The organism is Micromonospora tarapacensis, assembly GCF_019697375.1.
Lineage (GTDB): Bacteria > Actinomycetota > Actinomycetes > Mycobacteriales > Micromonosporaceae > Micromonospora > Micromonospora tarapacensis.
Genome location: NZ_JAHCDI010000003.1, coordinates 218,711 through 236,318, shown reverse-complemented (window position 1 = coordinate 236,318; position 17,608 = coordinate 218,711). Strand labels below are relative to the sequence as shown.

Below are 17,608 nucleotides of genomic sequence, written 5' to 3'. Positions count from 1 at the left end.
GGAGGTCCCGGTGTCCAAGGTCACGGTCCGGATGCGGACCCGGTACGCCACCGCCGAGCAGGCGATCGAGCCGGGCAAGACCGGCCTGGTCGACGCGCAGGAAGCCAAGGCGCTGGTCGACGGCGGCTATGCCGTGCTCGTCGACGCCGAAGGGAAGGACACGCCGCCGCGGCGGATCACCCCCGGCAAGACCAAGACCACCCCGCCGGCGTCAACGCCGGCCGACGGCGACGAGGTGCCCGACGCGTCGGTGACCAAGGTGACCGAGTGGGTCGGCGACGACCGCGACCGCGCTACCCGAGCGCTCAAGGTCGAGCAGGAACGCGGCGACCGCGCTCGGGTCAGCCTGGTCGACCACCTCACCAAGATGCTCAACGCCGAACCGGCCCCGGGTGACTCGGACGGCGGGGAGCAGCAGTAGGAGCCGGCCCGGGCGCGCAGGCGGAGCGCCCGGGCCACCCTCGCCCCTCGGGAGGTGACTGTGTACGCAACGCCGGACGAGCTGCGGAACCGGCTGCGGGCCCTCGGCGACGATGACACCGACCAGACGCTGACCGAGCTGCTGGAGGACGCCACGGCGGTCATCGACGACGAGGTCGGCCAGCCCCTCACGCTGGCGGAGACCACGGTCACCGTCGACGGGTCCGGCGCCGAGAAGCTGCTCCTGCCGCGCTGGCCGGTCACCGCCGTCGCCGAGGTGGTGGAGGTCGACCTGGACGGCACCGAGCGGCCGCTAACCCACGGCGTGGACTACACCTGGTCGCAATCCGGGGTGCTGACGCGGCTGCGTCGCTGCTGGCCGTGCCACGACCAGGCCGTCCGCGTCACCTTGACCGCCGGCTACGACGCGGAGGCCCTGGCCCGCCGGGTCCGGCGGATCTGCCTGCGGCTGGCCATCGCCGGCCGCCGCAACCCGGCCGGCGCCGACAGCGAGGACATCGGCGACTCTCGGATCCGCTGGAACACCCCCGGCATGGAACTGACCACCGGCGAGCTGCGGGTGCTCGCCCGGTACGCGGTCCGCCCATGATCGGCCACACCCTCAACACGCTGCTGGACGTGTGGCGGCCGGTAGCCGTCGAGGACGGCGCCGGCGGGCGGACTGTCACCCGCAGCTGGGTCGGCACGGTCCGGGCCCGGATCTCCCAGCCGCGCGCCGGCGAGCAGGTCGAGGCCGACCAGGCTGGTGCCCGCCACGACGCGTGGATCTACGTGCTGCCCCGGGGTGACGTCCGCCGCGGCGACGAGCTGCGGCCCGCCGGTGCCGCTGACGGTTCCCGCCCGTACTGGCGGGTGATGTCGACCGTCCGGCCGTCGACGCCGGTGTACCTGCGGGCGGCCGCCGAGCACATCGAGCAGGAGACCTGACGTGTCCAGGGTGCGAGTCGAAGGCATGGGCCAGCTGCGCCGGGCGTTGCGGCGTCTGCCGGCCGACGTCGAGTCCGAGAGCATGAGGGCGCTGCGCCAGGTCGCCGAGGACGTCCGCGAGGACTGGTACACCGGCGCCGCGGTGGACAGCGGCGCCGGCCGCGAAGGCATCGACGTCCGGGAGGACCGCCGGGAGGCCGCGGTCGAGGTCGGCATCTTCGACGACGGTCTGTACTACATGGTGTTCCCCGAGGAAGGCACCACGTCACAGGAGCCGCAGCCTGCGTTGCAGGAGGCGATCGCGCGGGCCGAGCAGCGTCTCGCCGGCGAGGTCGCGCGGCGGATCAGCAGGCGGTACCGGTGACCGGCCCGGCCCGGCTGGTCGCCCGGCCGCTGCAGATCGCCCTCTACAGCGCGCTGCGCGCCAGCGCCCGGATCACCGGACTGTTGGACGAGCGGGTCTACGACCACGTCCCCGAGCCGGCCGAGCACCCGTACCTGGTGATCGGTGAGGCGGTCGAGCAGCCCGACAACACCCACGACACGTTCGGCCGGCAGGCAGACATCACCCTGCACCTGTGGGACAAGGTCGACGGCTACCTGCGCCCCACGGAGGTCGTCGACGCGCTTGTCGAGCTGCTCGACCACCAGCGCGACGCCCTGGCCATCGCCGGCCACCAGGTGGTGTCCATCAGGTTCCTCGACGCGCGCACCCTGCGCGCTCCCGATCCGCAGCTCAGGCACGTCCCGGTGCGATTCCGGGTCAACACCCAGCAGGAGGCATGACATGGCCGGAATCGACGGCTTCGGTACCCAGCTCCAGCGCGGCGACGGCGCCGATCCCGAGGTCTTCACCACGCTCGGCAACTCGACCAACATCTCCGGGCCGGGCCTGAGCCGGGAGACCCTCGACGTCACCGCCCACGACTCCCCGGACGCCTGGATGGAGCACCTCGGCTCCCTCAAGGACGGCGGCGAGGTCAGCGTGGACGTCAACTACGACCCGGACAAGCACGACCTCCTGATCGCCGACTTCGACGACGACGAGCCGCGCAGTTACCAGCTGGTGTTCCCCACCAGCCCGGCCGCCACTTGGTCGATCAAGGCAGTGTTGACCGGCTTCGAGCCGTCCGCCCCGTACGACGACAAACTCAGCGCGTCCCTGACCTTCAAGGTGTCCGGGAAGCCGGTGCTGTCGTGACCCTGACCACCAAGCTCGCGGTCAGCCTCGCCGCCGACCTGCGCAGCGACCTGGACCTCGCGGCCGCGTCGGTGCCGCTGTCGTGGCTGCGGCGCGTCAACCTGGACGACGGCACCGGTGCCGGGCAGGCCGACCGGGTCTTCCACGACCGGCGCACGCTGGCCGCCTCTGACAGCGAGGACCTGGACCTCGCCGGCGTGCTCGTCGACGCCCTCGGCAACGCGGTGACCTTCGCCCGCGTCAAGGCCCTCATCGTCGCCGCGGCCGCGGGCAACACCAACACCGTCGTGGTCGGGGGCGCGGATTCCAACGCGTGGGCCACCTGGGCCGGTGCGGACACCGACACCGTGGTGGTCCGCCCGGGCGGGCTGCTGGTCGTCGCCACGTCGGACGCCACCGCCTATCCGGTTACGGCCGGCACCGGTGACCTGCTCGCCGTCGCCAACGGCGGCAGCGGCACCCCCGTCACCTACGACATCGTGATCATCGGCGCGTCCGCCTGACGCCCGGGAAGGAACCCCATGACCCTGCTCACCCGTGACCAGATCCTCGCCATCGACGACTCCAGTTCGGAGGACGTCGAGGTGCCCGAGTGGGGCGGCACCGTCCGCGTCAAGGGCATGACCGGCGCCGAGCGCGACAAGTTCGAGGCCGCCAGCATCAAGGGCAAGGGCAAGAACCGCGACGTCAACCTGGCGAACCTGCGGGCCCGCCTGGTCGCCGCGTCGGTCGTCGACGAGGACGGTCAGCCGCTGTTCAAGCCCTACGACGTCGAGAACCTCGGCCGCAAGTCGGCGGCCGCGCTCGGCCGGGTCTACGACGTCGCCCAGCGCCTCGCCGGGCTCAGCGACGAGGACGTCGACGAGCTGACCGAGGATTTTCCCGACGGCCCGAGCGAGCCTTCTACTTCCGCTTGACCGCTCATCTCGGCGGCATGACCGTCGCCGAGATGCTGTCGCGGATCTCGTCTCGGGAACTGACCGAGTGGCAGGTCTACGAGGAACTGCACGGGCCGCTCTGCGGCGAACGCGATGACCGCCTGGCGGCGCTGATCGCGCACACGGTGGCCAACGCCAACCGGCGCCGGCGGGCCCCATACCCGTACGGCGACTTCCTGCTGACGTGGGGCGCCGGCCGGCGCCGACGGGAGCAGTCCACCGAAGAGATGCTCGCCATCGTCATCGGGATCAACAAGGCCATGGGCGGCGCCGACCTGCGCCCGGCCGCCGACCCGGGCTGACACAGAGGGAGGTTTGCGTGGCCACCATCGCGAACCTCCTGATCAAGATGGGCGTCGACGTCAAGGGCGTCAAGGACGCCGAGCAGGCGGCCCCAGTGGCGGAGCGGGCCGGTCAGAAGACCGGCCGCTCCTTCGCCGAAGGCTTCAAGAAGACGGCGCGGATGGTCGGCAAGATCGCCGGCACCGCGGCGCTCGCCGGCGGGGTGGCCGCCGGCGGGATGCTCGTCCAGGGCCTCGACCAGGCCCTGGAGAAGAGCAAGGTCGACGCGCTGCTGACAGCGCAGATCGCCGCGACACCCGAGGCCGCGGCGAAGGCCGGGAAGGTCGCCGGAGACCTCTACAAGAAGGGCTTCGGCGACTCCGCGGCCGGAGTCTCCGATGCGGTCCGGTCGATTTTCCAGCACGGCGTCATCGACCCGGACGCAGCCACCGCGGACATCGAGCAGGTGGCGTCCCGAGCCATCTCCGTCGGCAAGATCATGGGCGAGGAGTACGACCGCGTTGGCGCGTCGGTCTCCACGATGCTCAAGACCGGCATCGCGAAGAACGCCGAAGAGGCCTTCGACGTCCTGGTGCGCGGCACCCAGCTCGGCGTCAACAAGGGCCAGGACCTTCTCGACACCTTCAATGAGTACAGCGTCCACTTCAAGGCGATCGGGCTCGACGCCTCCACCAGCCTGGGCCTGATGTCCCAGGCCATCGAGAAGGGCGGGTACAACGCCGACAAGGCCGCCGACGCGCTGAAAGAATTCTCGATCCGGTCGGTCGACGGGTCCAAGGCCGCCCGGGACTCCTTCAAGGCGCTCGGCTTCGACGCCGACAAGATGCAACGCACCTTCGCCAAGGGCGGGCCCAAGGCCGCTGAGGCCTTCGCGCAGGTGATCAAGCGACTCAAGGAGACCGAGGGTCAGGCCAACCACGCCGAGATCGCCTTCGGCCTGCTCGGCACACAGTCGGAGGATCTCAAGGGCGCCCTGCTGGCCATGGACCCGAGCACCGCGACGGCTGGTCTCGGCGAGCTGGAGGGCGCCGCCGCGTCGGCCGGCGACACCCTGCAGAACAACGTCGGCACCCGCATCGAGACCTTCAAGCGCCGTGTCCAGGGCGCGTTCATGGAGCTGGCCGCGGCCGCGCTGCCCGCGCTCGAGGGCCTGATGGACCGGCTCGACCAGGTCGACTGGGACAACCTCGGCGCCCAGGCCGCCACCGCGCTGCAGCAACTCGGACCGCTGTTCAAGTCGCTGCAGGCCGACGCCGGGCCAGGGTTCACCGACACACTCAAGGTCGGTGGCGAGGTCATGAAGTTCGCGGCTGACCACGCCGACCTGCTCGCCAAGGCCCTGCCGTACCTCGCGGCCGGCCTGGTTGTGGTCAAGACCGCGCAGTTGGCCGCCAACGTCGCCCAGGCCGTCTCGCCGGCGCTGACCCTCGCGTCGGCGATCGCCAACCGCCGGCTGGCCGCCAGCAACGCGCAGCTGGCCGTCGCGCTGACCGCGTCGACCACCGCGACCCGCGCCCAGGCCGTGACCCAGGGCGTGGCCACCGCGGCGACCACCGCCGGAGACGCCGCCCAGAAGCGGTCGGTCGTCTCTACGATCGCCTCCCGGGTCGCGATGGTGGCCACCACCGTGGCGACCAAGACATGGGCGGCCGCGCAGTGGCTGCTCAACGCCGCGATGAGTGCCAACCCCGTCGGCCTGGTCGTGTTGGCGATCGTGGCCCTGGTCGCCGGCCTCGTCATCGCCTACAAGAAGTCCGAGACCTTCCGGAACATCGTCGACGGCGCGATGCGCGCGGTCGGCGCTGCGGGGCTCTGGCTCTGGAACAACGCACTCAAGCCCGCTTTCGAGCACATGAAACGCGGGTGGACGCTGGTCGCGCAGGTCGTGCTCTGGTGGTGGCGGAACATTGTCACCCCGGCCTTCAAGGCCGTCTCCGCGATCGTGGGCTGGGCCCGGGACCGGGTCGTGAAGTCGATCGCAGGCTGGAAGATGGCCTTCACCACGATCGCTACCGCGGTGCAGTCCGCGCGATCCCGGGCGATCTCGGCACTGACCGCCGTGGTCACCTTCGTCCGTGGCCTGCCCGGCAAGCTGATCTCGGCGCTGAGCGGCCTCAAGGACCGGATGGCCGGCATCGGCCGCAGCCTCGCCGAAGGGCTCCGTAACGGCATTGCCGGCGCCTGGCACCTCGTGACCGGCAAGGTCCGTGAGCTGACCAACCTCATCCCCGCCAAGATCCGCGAGTTCCTGGGGATCAACTCGCCGTCGAAGGTGGCGATGCGGCTGGGATGGAACACCGGTGACGGCCTGGCCCGCGGCCTGTACGACCGGGTCCGGTCGGTGGGTAAGGCCGCCGCGTCGGTCGCGAAGGCCGCCGCGGCAGCATTCACCCCGCCGCCGGCGGCTGGGTGCCGGCCGGTATGAGCCTGCAGACCGCCGGCGGGCCGAGCGTCGGTGGCGGCGGGCCGTGGGCGCCAGGCGACGCCGATCCGCCGGGGTGGCGGCCGCCGCCCCGGCACCGCCGTACCAGCCGCCGCCGCCCTCGGCGCCGCCCTCTGGTGGAGATACCCACTACCACTTCGCGGGGCAGGCCCCGACCGAGCAGCAGATCTCGGCGATCGAGGCCCGCCGGGCCCGCCGTGCCAGGGCCGGCAGGAAGGGGTGATCAGTGCCGATACCCGTAGGACCGTCCACCACGACACCGACCCCACCGACCCCGCCGGCGCCGTCGCTGGACGTCGAGGAGTGGACGTGGATCGACGCGGACGGCGTGCACTGGCCCCTGTCTCGGCGGGAGCTGGGCTACTGGATCCTCCACGGCACCGTGACCGGCCTCGGCGTGACTCCCCGAGTCAAGACCCGTGACGACCGGGCCCGCGGCGGCACCACCACTCGCCATGTGTGGGTCGATGGCCGACTGATCACGTTCGACACGTTCGTCCGCGGGGCGTCCCGGGTGGAGATGCTGGATCGGTGGAGGCCCCTGGGCCGGGCGTTTGTGCGGGGTGGGGTGCTGCGCATCGCTCAGGCCGACGGCACCGTCCGGGAGATCACCGCGGAGCTGGAGCCCGGCGCCTACGACACACACCCGGATCGGATCGGCCGGCACGAGCAGCCCACTGTGCAGCTGTGGTGCCCCGACGGGTTCTTCCGCGACATCAACCCGGTCGTCGTCGAGCGCACCCAGCGTCCCGGCCGCCGGTTCCTGGCGCCGTTCATGTCGGTCAGCAGCTCCCGGATCCCCGGCCGTGAGCTGCTCCTCAACGACGGCGACGCGCCCGCGTGGCCGGACTGGCGGATCCGGGGCCCGATGACAACCTTCACCGCCATCAACCACACCCTCGGGGCCAGTTGGAGCCTCGACCCGGACTGGGACGGTGACGGGCCGCTGGGATCCGACGACGAGGTCCTGATCACCTCCGAACCGCCAACCGCTACCGGCCCCGCCGGGCAGGTGTGGTGGAGCGCGATCACCGGCGATCTGTGGCCGCTGGAAGAGGGCCTCAACGATGTCGAGTTCGTGCTCTCCGGTGTGTCCGCCGGCGCCGGGGTGGTCCTGACCTACCAACGGCTATGGGAGACGCTGTGACCAGCATGCCAGGCCTGCTCGACACCGAGGTCACCATCACCGACCGGCACTGCGTGCCCGTGACCAACCCGATCCGGTATGTCGAGGTCGACGCCGAAATCCGCTTCAATGCGATCGTCGCCGGTAGCGTCATCGCGCCGGCGTACGCGGAGCTGACCGAGGCTCTGCTGCCTGGACACCGGGTCGTCATCCGCGACCAGGGTGCCATCTTCAAGTCCGGACCGATCGAGGGCTTGGACTTCGTCCGGACCGCCACCGGTCCGGACGCCGCCGGCCGGTGGATGGTCGACTTCGGCGACGACGGCGCGCACCTGGCCAACCGCATCACCTACCCCGACCCCTCGATCCCGGCCACCGAACAGACCGTCGACGCCCAGTGGACCGGCACCGGCCCAGCCGGCACCCTCATTCTCGACCTCGTCGACGACAATGGCGGGCCGGCCGCGCTGACCGCCCGGCGGGTGCCGCAGCTGGTCATCGGCGACGGCGCAGGCCTCGGTGCCACCCTCACCTACGCCAGCCGCTTCCAGGACCTCTACGTCGAGCTGCGGGCTCTGGCCGTGCTCGGCGGCACCGGTGTGCCCGGCGGCGAGCTGGGCTTCCGCGTCCGCCAGGTCGACCGGGACCTCGTCGCCGAGGTGTACGCCCCGCGCGACCGCACAGGCTTCGCCCGGTTCAGCTTTGCCACCGGGACGCTGCGGCAGCTGCAAGTCACAACCGAAGCACCGACGTGCACAGTGGCGATCGTCGCCGGCGAGGGCCGCGGCACCGACCGCACCATCGTCGAACGCGTCGACGCGGCCGCCGTGGCCACCTGGTGGCGCTCGGAGGAGTTCGTCGACGCGCAGAACGAGGCCGACACCGAACAGCTGGAGCACGCCGGCGACGAGACCCTCGACGGCGGCCGGGAGCAGCTGACCATCACCACCGAGACCGTCGACACGCCGCAGGTCGTCTACGGCGACGCCTACACCCTCGGCGACCTGGCCCTGGTCCTGCCCGGCCCGACGACCCCGGTAACCGACATCGTTCGCGCCGTGCGGCTGCAGGTCGTGCCCCGCACCGGCCGCGTCCGCACCGCGCTGATCGGCACCCAGGCCGCCGCCACCGACCCCGCCTGGGTGGCCGGCAACCGCACCCTCGCCCGCCGCGCGGCCCGCACCGAGAGGATCTGACGTTGGCCGAGATCTCCTTCCCCCACGAGGACTACCCCGACGAGGGCGAGGCCGAGGTCACCGAGGCCGAGTATGCATCTGGGATCGGCTGGGCCAGCCCATCCGGACTGTTCGGCTCTCCCTCCGACCCGGTGCCCATCTACCTGTCCGGCGGCAACCTGTGGCTTCGCGCGGGAGTCGCTGCGCGTCTGTGTGGTGTCGCCTACGACAACACCACAGACCTGCAGATCGCCACCGGCGTCACCAACGGCGGGGCCGCGACGCGCCGGGACCACGTCGTGGTGCAGCTGGACTGGGAGACGATGCTCGCCCGGCACGCGATCATCACCGGAGTCGCCGGCGCCGCCCTACCGGCGGTCACGCAGCAACGCGGCTCCGGCGTCTTCGAGATCAGCCTTGGAGAGGTGGCGATCCCCGCTGGCGGCAGCCTCGCCAACGCGAGCATCGCCCGCCGTGGCTGGTATCTCGGCGTTGACGGCGAGTACGTATGCACGTCGGGTTCCCAGCCGCCACACGCCCTCGGTCGGCGGTGCTGGGAGACCGATACGGGCCGGTCGATCGTCTCCACCGGCAGCCAGTGGATCGTCACCGGCGACAACGCCCACACATCCCTCGGGCTGGTCGCAGCCAACTGGAGGACGACGCGGTTCAACCGGATCCGCCGGCGGAACGGGTCTGCCTATATGACGGTCACGCCGCAACGGGTGTCAGGGCCTCTAGTGGCAGGCCAGACCAGCACCTTGGGCACGATCCCCACCGGATTCCGGCCGATCGACGACCAGGAGATCGTCGGCCATGTCGTGTCGTCGGGAGCGCAGGTGGTCGGTGAGATCACCGCGAGCACCGGGATCGTCACTGTGAAGGTCTGGGGCGGGGGCATCGGCACTGACCGGTTCATGAATCTCCAGGCCGTTTCCTGGCCGATCAACTACTAGCCAGGGAGGACGACTGTGGCTCGCTATTGGTACGGCGGCGGCGTCGCCGACTACGCCCTGCTACTCGGCGACACCGTCGATGTCGGGATTCCCGGCGTGACCGCCCGGCTGTCCCTCGCCGCCGGTGGAGTCACCCTGACCGCATGGGATTCGCGGGTGGACGGCACCCGGTACACCGACCTGGTCACGGCAGCCGGCCAGGCCACGGACGCCGTTACCTCCCAGGGCGGCGACGCGCTCGGCCTCGCCCCAGAGTTTCAAGGCCCCGACAACATCAAGTGGTTGTACGTGTCGGCCAACGGTGGCCCTCGCGTGTTGCTGATCGGCCGCGTCGACCCTGTCTCCCGAGCCGGCGACAGCATGACGGGGCCGCTGCGCCTTGCCGATGGATTCCCGGCGGTGTCCGAAGACCAGGCCCTGCTGAAGGCCGGCGGCACGATGACCGGGCCGCTGACCCTATCGGCGACCCCGACCCAGCCACAGCACGCGGCGACCAAGAGCTACGTCGACTCCCTCGGCGGCGGCGGTGGCGCACCGGCATGGTCGGCGATCACCGGCAAGCCGACCGTGTTTCCACCGGAGACGCACACCCATCCGCAGTCCGCCGTCACCGGCCTGGTCGACGCGCTCGCTGGCAAAGCCGCGACCGTCCACGACCACCCGACGAAGATCACCGCGTACGTGCAGAGCGGCTCCGAGTACGTGATTGCCCCTGGCGCGCTGCAGTTCGTCGGCAGCCTGAATCCCGAGGACCACATCGACCCGATCCCCGACGGCAGCACCTGGCAGGGCCCGACCGTCCGGCGCATCCGGATCGACGGCGAATGGGTGCCGCCGCTGCCGCCGCCGGCCACCGCACCCGAAGAGCCGTATGAGGCCGGCGTCGAGGTGGGCGTGCCGACCGGTGTCGTGCTGGACGAGCGGGCGACTCTCGGCACCTCGACCGGGTCCGACTCGTACATCCTGACCCACCCGATCACCGGAGATACGGCAATCCTGTCCGTGGTGGTCTGGGAGGACATCCTTTTCACCGCCACAACTGTTCTGAACGTCCCCAACGGCGTCACATGGCTATTCCGAAACTGCCGGTGGGAAATGCCAAGCGAAGCGTTCTGGTGTGTCGACGTCAATTACGCGAACGGCACGCCCGACCAAATGCAGCCACTCGCCATTTTCGATCGTTGCGAGTTTCAGGGCAGCGGCGAAACAGGGATCGCGGTGTCCGGCCACTATCTGTGGCTGGTCGAGTGCGACATTCAGGGCATGGCGTCCGCGTCCCCCGACTCCGGCGCAATCGACGCATGGCAGGGCGCAGCCTACTCGGTGGCCATCCGCTCGAATCTGGTCGCCGGGAACAACATCCACAACGTGGACCCCCACTCGGACGGCATCCAATCCCTGGACACCGGCCGGACCACGCTGCACCAGTGCTGGATCTCAGCCGGGCGCGGTCCCGGCGCCAGCCAGGCCGTCAGGTTCGGCACCGAGCAGGGGCCGACCACCGACGTCCAGATCCACCACTGCACGATCGACGGCGGCGGGTGGGCAATGCAAATGCGCGGCGAGTTGGGCGGCGGCGCGGGAATTGCCGGCGTTTCCGTGGTCGGTTGCCGGTGGACCGGCACCCACGAATACGGCCCGTGTGATTTCGTGCAAACCGAGGTGATCGAGTGGTCCGACAACCAGTACACGGACGGAACACCGATCCTCAACCCCGCACCCTAGGAGGTCCGATGACGCGTGCACCGGCAAACCTACTAGCCGTCCGTAGCCTGCTACTCGCGCATCTCAACCGCGACCCGAACCGGGCGCGCGACGAGGATCTCGAACCCAACGAGGTCGGCATCGTCGGTGATGCCAACCACCGCGGCGGCTACCACTGTGGATCTGACCGGGTCGTCACGAACGACTACTCCGTGGTCGAGTCGTCCCGGGACCGCAACGGCCTGACCCTCGACGCCGCCGCCCTGGACGTGGGCACGTTCCGCGTCAGCTCCGGCGGCCGCAACCACAACCTCTTCACGTTCTCGATCTGGTGCGTGGCGCAGTGCGTCGCCAACGCCCCGGACACCCGGGACATCCGGGAGATCATCTATTCGCCCGACGGCAAGGTGGTCAAGCGCTGGGACCGGCTCGGGAGACGCAGCACCGGCGACCGGTCCCACCTGTGGCACACCCACTTCAGCTTCTTCCGCGACTCGATCAAGGCGAACCGCGACCAGAGACCGCTGTTCCGCCGCTACTTCGTGCACATCGGACTACTGGAGGACGACATGGGCAGGCATGTCCGCCACGGCGATCAGGGCGAGCCCGTCAAGGATTTGCAGTTCCGGCTCAACCGGCTGGACATCAGGGCCGAGCATCCCACGAGGAGAAAGGGCCCAGAGCCGCTGATCGTCGATGGAGACTACGGCGACCATTCGGCCGCCGCGGTCACGGCATTCGAACGGCAGGTGCTCGGCCCGGGCTACGAGGGTGACGGCCGGTCGGCGCTGGCTCCCACCTGGACCAGGCTCGATGACGCGTACTGGCGGCAGCTGATCGCCATGCACGCGCCCAAGCCGCCCGTTCAGCCGGCCCCGACGATCAACTACGCCCAGCTGGCCAAGGCCCTCGACCTCCACGGCTTGAGCGGCGCCATCCCGCTGTCCGCCCTCGCCGCCCAGCTGGCCGCTAGCCCCGAGCTGGCGTGGGCGCTAACCGATGAGCTGCTCAAGCGGCTTGTCACCACGAAGCAGGGGTGAGGTGGCCTCGCAGCCGCGCCGGTGGTCGAGGGTCGCCGGCTACGCCATGATGGCCGCCGCCGGTGTCGGCGCCGCCGCCTACCCCACCCCCAGCGTCCAGGACGCCACCGGCCCGCTGGTGTACCTGTGGGCCAGCTTCCTGGTCCTCGGCGGGGTGCTCGCGGCCGCCGGCGCGGCAACGGACCGGTGGATCGGTGAGCACATCGGTTTGCCCCTGCTGTGGGCGGCGCACGGCGTGTACGCCGTGGTGCTCGTGTCGTCGCTTGCGCCGGCGTCGGTGGTGGCCAGCCTCGCCCTCGCAGGGTTCGCCCTGCTGCTGTACGGGCGTTGGCGGGACGTGGCCACGGTACGGCTGGAGGCGACGCGCCAGGCCGAGTGAGGGGGGCTCGTGACCACGTCTGAGGTGATCACCGCGGTGATCGCCGCGCTGCTCGGCGGCGGAGGGCTCGCCACCATCCAGGCCCTGTTCTCCGGTGTCGGCTCGCTGCGGCGAGGCGCCCGGGCACACGAGCGGGAATCCGTCCGGGACCTGGCCCGGGCCCGTGACCGGGCCGACGACCGGGCCGCCCGGGCCGAAAGCGACCGAGATTACTGGCGGCAGGTCGCCGGCGGCTACGCCTACCAGCTGCGCCTCACCGGTGCGGAACCGATCCCGCCGGCCCCTGTCCCGCCGTCCGAGCGGGACCGCATCGAGAGAGTATGAGGAGGCTCGCCATGCAGAAGGTCGAGAAGAAGGTCAAGGCCGGCGCCGCTGGTGCGCCGCTCGGCGTCGCGGTCGGCGGGGTCGCCTGTTGGCTCGTCGACGCGTACGTGCACACCCCCGGCAGGGAGGGCGACCTACCGGCGGCGGTGGCGGTGCTGCTGATGGCCAGTGCCGCCTCGGCGGTGGCGTTCGCGTCCGGCTACGTCGCCAAGCACACCCGCCGCCCGGATATGCCGTGACCGGCTGGACGTGGGCCTGGATCATCTGGTTCGGCTACTTCGCCGTCGTGGAGGGCATGGCCCTGGCCAACAGCCGCGCCGGCGACACGTTGTCGGAGCACATCTGGGCCTGGTTCGGTACGCAGCGGGGGCTACCAGGTCAGCCGCAACGACCACGATCCGGCTGGACACAGCTACGCCGGTTCGCCTTGCTGGCGTTCATGGCGTGGCTGGGCGCCCACTTCCTCACCGGCGGGTGGGTGTAGGCCACCGGTAGAGACGCCGATGCGGTGCCACCGGCGACGCCCCGAGCAGGCACGTCCAAACCGCAGCGCCCCCGCTGGCTTCGGCCGGCGGGGGCGTGCTGTCGCGTCTGGCGGAAATGATCAGGGACAGATGTAGGTGTGGACGACCTTGAGGATTTCCTTGGCCGTCTCCTTGCCGAACCCTTCGGGATGGGTCGGCGCGGTGAACCTCTTGTTGGTGAGGTCGATCAGCCTCGCCTCGTCGTCCGGCCACTCGCTGACGGAGGTGCACTGGTCTCGGCCCCGGTTGACCATGGAGCGGTCGTCTTTCTTGCCGACGATGTCCGGGTCGATCTTCTTGAGGGCGTCGATGTACGCCGCGGTGGTGGCCTCGTCCGGTATTGGCGGAGCTCCGCCAACCGCCGGTGCCGCAGCGGCAGACGTGGCGACGGCCGGCGGAGTGGCGTCGGTAGTGGTGGCAGTCTCGCTGCCGCAAGCGGCCAGGAGCAGAACGGCAGTGCTGATCAGGACTATGCGGGCTCTTCTCACCGAGGCACCGTAGCGGGGACCCGGTGAGATCGGTGTCAGCTTGCCGACGCCCTAACCGGAGGCATCGCGCCACCGACTGCCCCTCCTTGCCCATCAGTGATCGGATGGCCGGTATCGCCCAACACCTAATGTCTTCGCGCGTCCGCGAGCACGCGCGTCTCCCCGTTCTGAGGGCCTGGCCTGGGCGTTAGAGGTGTTAGGCGTTGGCTATGGCGGGTTGGCTGCTCTCGGTGATGTGCCAACGGGCGTGACGCCCTCGGGCCGGCTGGGCGTAGACCCTCCCCTGCCGGCGCAGGGTGGAGCACCGGATCTGGATGGTCGACCTGGGCGCCCCTACCTCGCGTTCCAGGTCGGCCATCGCGATCCCCCCCTGAGGCGCTTCGCGAATCGCCTTCATGATCCGCCCGTCGAGCGTGGCTTCCTCGTCGGTAGGGGGAGGGGTTGGGACGTCCTGGCCGCGGCGACGCATCTCCTCGGCGGACAGGCGGGGCACGTCGGTGTGGTCTTGGGCGGCGATCGCGTCGAGGGTCTCGCGGATCTGGTCGCGTACGCGGTCGGCACCGGCACCGCGCCGGGGGAGCTCCATGGTGTCCTCCAATGTTGATCTTGGGGTGTTGGGTGATGCCGGCGCAGGACACCGGTCCCGGCACGCCTCGACTATGGCCGCGATATCGGCCGGCTCTTCCAGGCGCCATGCCCGCGTCTCGGCTTGCCTGCCACGCTTGCCTGCCTGCTGCACCATCTGGCCGGGCAACTCGAAGTCGGTCGGGTCGATGCCCTCCAACGTCGGCATGATCGCCTTGACGTCCCGGCGGTTCTCCATCAGACCGGCGATGACCTCGTCGATCTGCCCGCGCAGAGCACCGGTCCAGGTCGACGAGTCCGGGCGCTGGTCGGCGATGACAAGGCCACCACTGGCAGACCGGACCTTGCGTGCGAGGGCCTCGACGTGCTCCTTGACTCGTTCGTCGACGAGCACCAGGGCGCCGTACTCGTCGATGACGACGACCAGGGCGCGGTGTTGGGCAGTGGGCTGGAGTACCGGGTCCGGCGAGGCGGCGCCGCGTCGGTCGTTTTCCTCGCCGGCCCACCGCAGCAGGTCAAGTGCCTCCACCGGGGTGGTGGCCCGGCGGATGAGCCGCGGCACCCATGGGCGGCTCGCCTTGCCGTGTTCTTTGCAGTCGATCATCGCGATGTCGACGTCGGTCATGCGGCACAGGGCGGCCAGCAGGTCGTGCAGCAGCACGGTCTTGCCGCCGCCCTTCTTGCCGGCGAGCGCCAGGAGGCGGCCGCCGCGCTCGTTGCGTAGCGCCACCGCGGCGGTCACGCCGTCAACGTCGACGCCGTACGGCAGCGGATCACGGATGCTGGCGGGCTGGCTCCAGCCGGCGGGATCCTCCGCGGCCGGGTGAGGCAGGTCAACGGGCCTGCCGTTTCGGTCGCGCCACGGGTCGGTGTGGGTGACGAGGAGGTCCAGCTGCCCGGGGTCGCTGCCGCCACCGTTCGGGTCGACGCGCAGCCACCACGGCGGGATCCCGCGCACCGAGGCCAGGTCCTCGAGGTGGTCGACCACGAGCCGGGCCCGTTGCTGGCCACGGACCAGTTCGAGGCGGAGCCGGTCGTACATCCGTCCGGCGGTGGCCGAGACGATCCGGACGCCACCGACACCGCTGCGGCCGGACCAGTCGGGCCACGCCTCGACCAGCTCGTCGACGCGGATCCGCCCGCGTACCCGGTGGGACCGCCACCAGGGGGTGCCGCCAGCCCACAGTCCGGCGGCCCACAGCGCGGCCGCGCCGATGCTCCACGGTCCAGCCAGGTCGGCCAGGACCACCCAGGCGACGGTGCCGCCGGTGGCCACGCGTCCGTAGAGTTGCTCGGCTGGGCTGAGACGCCGGGCCAGGAGCAGCCCGGTCCCGCCGGCGAGAGCAAGGGTGGTGTACGCGCCGGCGGGCCAGACGTCGGCAACGCCGGCGGCGACGTACGCGCCGGCGGCGACCTCGACGGGCACCAGCTGCCAGCGGTGCCGGCGCAACCACCGCCCCAGGCCGGACCGGCGGGGTGGGGCGGGCTCGACGGACCGGCGCGGCGACGACTCCGGGATCGGCTCCGAGCGGGTGTAGCGGGGGTTCAGGTTGCGGCGGGCCACGCCGGCTCCTTCCACGTCAGGCCCGGGCACCACCTGGTGGTACCCGGGCCGGCGGTCATGCGGCCGTCTGGACGACCTGCGGGTTGAGTGGGCGGACCTTGCCCTCGTCGGCCTTCTCCTCGACCGCGATCTCCTCGGCGTACAGGTCGCGGATCTTCTTCATGGCGGCCCGGATCGTCTGGGTTTCGACCAGCACGTTGCCCGCCGCGTCGTACAGCAGGCTGACGGCCCGCAGGTCGACCCACATCTGCCGGTCGGCGTAGTCGGTGACGTCGTTGACCAGGTTGGCGACGCCGGTGAGTGCGGTCTGCACACCGGTCAGAACCTCCAGTAGCTGCAGCAGGGTCTTCGGTTCGATCTCGCCGGCGGCGGCGAGTGCCCTGTTCACGGCGCGAAACTCGTCCATATGCAATCCAATCTTGTCGATTACTTGGGTGATCGTTCGGCTGATTCGGACCCCGGGTGCGATCTCCGTGACCTCCTCGGCGGGGCGGGTACCGCCGCTGGCGGGCGCGGTCTGCGTCGCGCTCCGGGTGGCCGGCGCCGGCGCCGGGGCGGCCGGCGCTGCCCGGTGCGCCTTACGCAGGTGATCGTCCAGCCCCTTGATGCTCGGGTGCGGCTGCGACCAGTCGCACCCGAGCGGGCAGAAGTCGGGGCCGCCGCCTGGGCTCCGCCGCCGCCAGGCGCTCACCGGCGCCCACGCACCTGCTGCCAGGGTCCCCACCCGGCCGGCGGTGGGGCCGGCCCCTCGGACGGCCTTGCCGATGCCGGCGGCCGCCGCTGACCGGCCGGTGGGCGACTGCAGGACGGCGACCCCGACCGCCCCGGCCAGCAGCAGACCCTCGACTGGCCTCATTCGTCCACCAGGCCGCGGACGAAGTCGGGCACGGTGATGAACAGGAAGTCGGCCAGCCACTGCCCGGCGTCGCCTACCAGGCCGGGCGCGTTGCCGACCAGGATGCCGGCCAGCACGACCAGGCCGACTGCCAGCACCCGCTTGTGCTTGAGCTGGGCGATGACCGCAAGCAGCGACACGACGGCGATGATCAGGACCGCGATGGTGGCCCTCATCGCTCCAGCTCCATGTGCGACAGCACGGCGTAGATCCCGACGACGGCCAGGAGCATGGCCCCGGCCGCGGTCCACGCCAGTTCGTACTGCTCGACGACGATCGCGATGACGCCGCCGGCGACCGCGATGACCGTGGTGCCGGTCAGTGCGCCGGCGATCCAGAGCCACCGCACCGGCCGGGCCACCTGGACGACCGGGGTGACGCCGGCCTTGCGCATCTCGGTGACGCGCCGGAGCAGGTCCTCCAGCGTTTCCGCTGGCGCGGTGACGGTGCGGCCGGCGATCGCGCGCAGCGGCGAGTCCTGGGGGACCGTGCCGGTGGCGGTGTAGGGGGCGTGCATGATGAGTTCCTCCTCTGGGAGATGCGGGGCCCGGCCTGGCTGTAGGAGGCGTGGGTCGGGCCCCGCGCGAGTTTCGGG

24 protein-coding genes are annotated in these 17,608 nt (G+C 70.9%); 19 read left to right on the top strand and 5 right to left on the bottom strand.

Annotated elements, in window-relative coordinates:
* Positions 1 to 10: 10 nt before the first annotated feature.
* The 19 genes from KIF24_RS01905 to KIF24_RS01815 all read left to right on the top strand — a co-directional run bounded on the left by KIF24_RS01905 (position 11) and on the right by KIF24_RS01815 (position 13,441).
* Complete coding sequence (locus tag KIF24_RS01905) at positions 11 to 421, top strand: hypothetical protein (protein WP_221082486.1); 411 nt, start codon at positions 11 to 13, stop codon at positions 419 to 421.
* Between the two features lie 54 nt (positions 422 to 475).
* A complete protein-coding gene (locus KIF24_RS01900) occupies positions 476 to 1,030 on the top strand; it encodes a hypothetical protein (protein WP_221082485.1) in 555 nt (184 codons plus the stop codon).
* A complete protein-coding gene (locus tag KIF24_RS01895) occupies positions 1,027 to 1,368 on the top strand; it encodes a phage head completion protein (protein WP_221082484.1) in 342 nt (113 codons plus the stop codon). Before KIF24_RS01900 ends, KIF24_RS01895 begins: the two co-directional genes overlap by 4 nt.
* A 1-nt stretch (position 1,369) precedes the next feature.
* On the top strand, positions 1,370 to 1,732 hold the full coding sequence (locus tag KIF24_RS01890) for an HK97-gp10 family putative phage morphogenesis protein (protein ID WP_221082483.1): 363 nt from the start codon (positions 1,370 to 1,372) through the stop codon (positions 1,730 to 1,732).
* Positions 1,729 to 2,154 carry a DUF3168 domain-containing protein gene (locus KIF24_RS01885; RefSeq protein WP_221082482.1) on the top strand — a complete coding sequence of 142 codons (426 nt, stop codon included), beginning with the start codon at positions 1,729 to 1,731 and terminating at the stop codon, positions 2,152 to 2,154. Before KIF24_RS01890 ends, KIF24_RS01885 begins: the two co-directional genes overlap by 4 nt.
* Position 2,155: 1 nt before the next feature.
* Positions 2,156 to 2,569: a phage tail tube protein gene (locus KIF24_RS01880; RefSeq protein WP_221082481.1), complete on the top strand. Its 414-nt coding sequence runs from the start codon at positions 2,156 to 2,158 to the stop codon at positions 2,567 to 2,569.
* A complete protein-coding gene (locus KIF24_RS01875; RefSeq protein ID WP_221082480.1) occupies positions 2,566 to 3,072 on the top strand; it encodes a hypothetical protein in 507 nt (168 codons plus the stop codon). Before KIF24_RS01880 ends, KIF24_RS01875 begins: the two co-directional genes overlap by 4 nt.
* An 18-nt stretch (positions 3,073 to 3,090) precedes the next feature.
* Positions 3,091 to 3,486 carry a hypothetical protein gene (locus tag KIF24_RS01870; protein ID WP_221082479.1) on the top strand — a complete coding sequence of 132 codons (396 nt, stop codon included), beginning with the start codon at positions 3,091 to 3,093 and terminating at the stop codon, positions 3,484 to 3,486.
* 17 nt (positions 3,487 to 3,503) lie between these two features.
* On the top strand, positions 3,504 to 3,809 hold the full coding sequence (locus KIF24_RS01865; RefSeq protein WP_221082478.1) for a phage tail assembly protein T: 306 nt from the start codon (positions 3,504 to 3,506) through the stop codon (positions 3,807 to 3,809).
* A gap of 17 nt (positions 3,810 to 3,826) precedes the next feature.
* The gene (locus tag KIF24_RS01860; protein WP_221082477.1) at positions 3,827 to 6,235 is read left to right on the top strand and encodes a phage tail tape measure protein; all 2,409 of its coding nucleotides are present in this window, start codon (positions 3,827 to 3,829) and stop codon (positions 6,233 to 6,235) included.
* 244 nt (positions 6,236 to 6,479) lie between these two features.
* The gene (locus KIF24_RS01855; protein WP_221082476.1) at positions 6,480 to 7,400 is read left to right on the top strand and encodes a hypothetical protein; all 921 of its coding nucleotides are present in this window, start codon (positions 6,480 to 6,482) and stop codon (positions 7,398 to 7,400) included.
* 5 nt (positions 7,401 to 7,405) lie between these two features.
* Entirely contained in the window at positions 7,406 to 8,575 is a 1,170-nt protein-coding gene (locus KIF24_RS01850) for a siphovirus ReqiPepy6 Gp37-like family protein (RefSeq protein WP_230414973.1), read from the top strand.
* A gap of 2 nt (positions 8,576 to 8,577) precedes the next feature.
* The gene (locus KIF24_RS01845; protein ID WP_221082474.1) at positions 8,578 to 9,510 is read left to right on the top strand and encodes a hypothetical protein; all 933 of its coding nucleotides are present in this window, start codon (positions 8,578 to 8,580) and stop codon (positions 9,508 to 9,510) included.
* 15 nt (positions 9,511 to 9,525) lie between these two features.
* On the top strand, positions 9,526 to 11,235 hold the full coding sequence (locus KIF24_RS34245) for a right-handed parallel beta-helix repeat-containing protein (RefSeq protein WP_221082473.1): 1,710 nt from the start codon (positions 9,526 to 9,528) through the stop codon (positions 11,233 to 11,235).
* Between the two features lie 8 nt (positions 11,236 to 11,243).
* Complete coding sequence (locus KIF24_RS32060) at positions 11,244 to 12,254, top strand: peptidoglycan-binding domain-containing protein (protein WP_230414790.1); 1,011 nt, start codon at positions 11,244 to 11,246, stop codon at positions 12,252 to 12,254.
* Between the two features lies 1 nt (position 12,255).
* The gene (locus tag KIF24_RS01830) at positions 12,256 to 12,633 is read left to right on the top strand and encodes a hypothetical protein (protein WP_221082472.1); all 378 of its coding nucleotides are present in this window, start codon (positions 12,256 to 12,258) and stop codon (positions 12,631 to 12,633) included.
* A gap of 9 nt (positions 12,634 to 12,642) precedes the next feature.
* Positions 12,643 to 12,957, top strand: coding sequence for a hypothetical protein (locus KIF24_RS01825; protein WP_221082471.1), 315 nt, complete (start codon positions 12,643 to 12,645; stop codon positions 12,955 to 12,957).
* A gap of 11 nt (positions 12,958 to 12,968) precedes the next feature.
* Positions 12,969 to 13,196: a hypothetical protein gene (locus tag KIF24_RS01820; RefSeq protein ID WP_221082470.1), complete on the top strand. Its 228-nt coding sequence runs from the start codon at positions 12,969 to 12,971 to the stop codon at positions 13,194 to 13,196.
* Positions 13,193 to 13,441, top strand: coding sequence for a hypothetical protein (locus KIF24_RS01815; protein ID WP_221082469.1), 249 nt, complete (start codon positions 13,193 to 13,195; stop codon positions 13,439 to 13,441). The genes KIF24_RS01820 and KIF24_RS01815 overlap by 4 nt, the downstream gene beginning before the upstream one ends.
* A gap of 120 nt (positions 13,442 to 13,561) precedes the next feature.
* On the opposite strand, the gene KIF24_RS01810 is transcribed toward KIF24_RS01815, so the two are convergent.
* From KIF24_RS01810 to KIF24_RS01790, 5 genes are all read right to left on the bottom strand, one after another.
* Complete coding sequence (locus tag KIF24_RS01810; protein ID WP_331460984.1) at positions 13,562 to 13,969, bottom strand: hypothetical protein; 408 nt, start codon at positions 13,967 to 13,969, stop codon at positions 13,562 to 13,564.
* Positions 13,970 to 14,165: 196 nt separating this feature from the next.
* On the bottom strand, positions 14,166 to 16,118 hold the full coding sequence (locus tag KIF24_RS01805; RefSeq protein WP_221082468.1) for a hypothetical protein: 1,953 nt from the start codon (positions 16,116 to 16,118) through the stop codon (positions 14,166 to 14,168).
* Between the two features lie 55 nt (positions 16,119 to 16,173).
* A complete protein-coding gene (locus tag KIF24_RS01800; RefSeq protein WP_221082467.1) occupies positions 16,174 to 16,974 on the bottom strand; it encodes a hypothetical protein in 801 nt (266 codons plus the stop codon).
* Positions 16,971 to 17,189 carry a hypothetical protein gene (locus KIF24_RS01795; RefSeq protein ID WP_221082466.1) on the bottom strand — a complete coding sequence of 73 codons (219 nt, stop codon included), beginning with the start codon at positions 17,187 to 17,189 and terminating at the stop codon, positions 16,971 to 16,973. The genes KIF24_RS01800 and KIF24_RS01795 overlap by 4 nt, the downstream gene beginning before the upstream one ends.
* On the bottom strand, positions 17,186 to 17,530 hold the full coding sequence (locus KIF24_RS01790; protein ID WP_221082465.1) for a hypothetical protein: 345 nt from the start codon (positions 17,528 to 17,530) through the stop codon (positions 17,186 to 17,188). Before KIF24_RS01790 ends, KIF24_RS01795 begins: the two co-directional genes overlap by 4 nt.
* Positions 17,531 to 17,608 lie beyond the last annotated feature (78 nt).

What these genes read in the sequence shown, in the direction of transcription:
- KIF24_RS01895 (WP_221082484.1), top strand. Translation starts at nt 1,027, where the DNA reads ATGATCGGCCACACCCTCAACACGCTGCTGGACGTGTGGCGGCCGGTA.
- KIF24_RS01880 (WP_221082481.1), top strand. Translation starts at nt 2,156, where the DNA reads ATGGCCGGAATCGACGGCTTCGGTACCCAGCTCCAGCGCGGCGACGGC.
- KIF24_RS01870 (WP_221082479.1), top strand. Translation starts at nt 3,091, where the DNA reads ATGACCCTGCTCACCCGTGACCAGATCCTCGCCATCGACGACTCCAGT.
- KIF24_RS01865 (WP_221082478.1), top strand. Translation starts at nt 3,504, where the DNA reads ATGACCGTCGCCGAGATGCTGTCGCGGATCTCGTCTCGGGAACTGACC.
- KIF24_RS01850 (WP_230414973.1), top strand. Translation starts at nt 7,406, where the DNA reads ATGCCAGGCCTGCTCGACACCGAGGTCACCATCACCGACCGGCACTGC.
- KIF24_RS32060 (WP_230414790.1), top strand. Translation starts at nt 11,244, where the DNA reads ATGACGCGTGCACCGGCAAACCTACTAGCCGTCCGTAGCCTGCTACTC.
- KIF24_RS01820 (WP_221082470.1), top strand. Translation starts at nt 12,969, where the DNA reads ATGCAGAAGGTCGAGAAGAAGGTCAAGGCCGGCGCCGCTGGTGCGCCG.
- KIF24_RS01800 (WP_221082467.1), bottom strand. Translation starts at nt 16,974, where the DNA reads ATGAGGCCAGTCGAGGGTCTGCTGCTGGCCGGGGCGGTCGGGGTCGCC.
- KIF24_RS01795 (WP_221082466.1), bottom strand. Translation starts at nt 17,189, where the DNA reads ATGAGGGCCACCATCGCGGTCCTGATCATCGCCGTCGTGTCGCTGCTT.
- KIF24_RS01790 (WP_221082465.1), bottom strand. Translation starts at nt 17,530, where the DNA reads ATGCACGCCCCCTACACCGCCACCGGCACGGTCCCCCAGGACTCGCCG.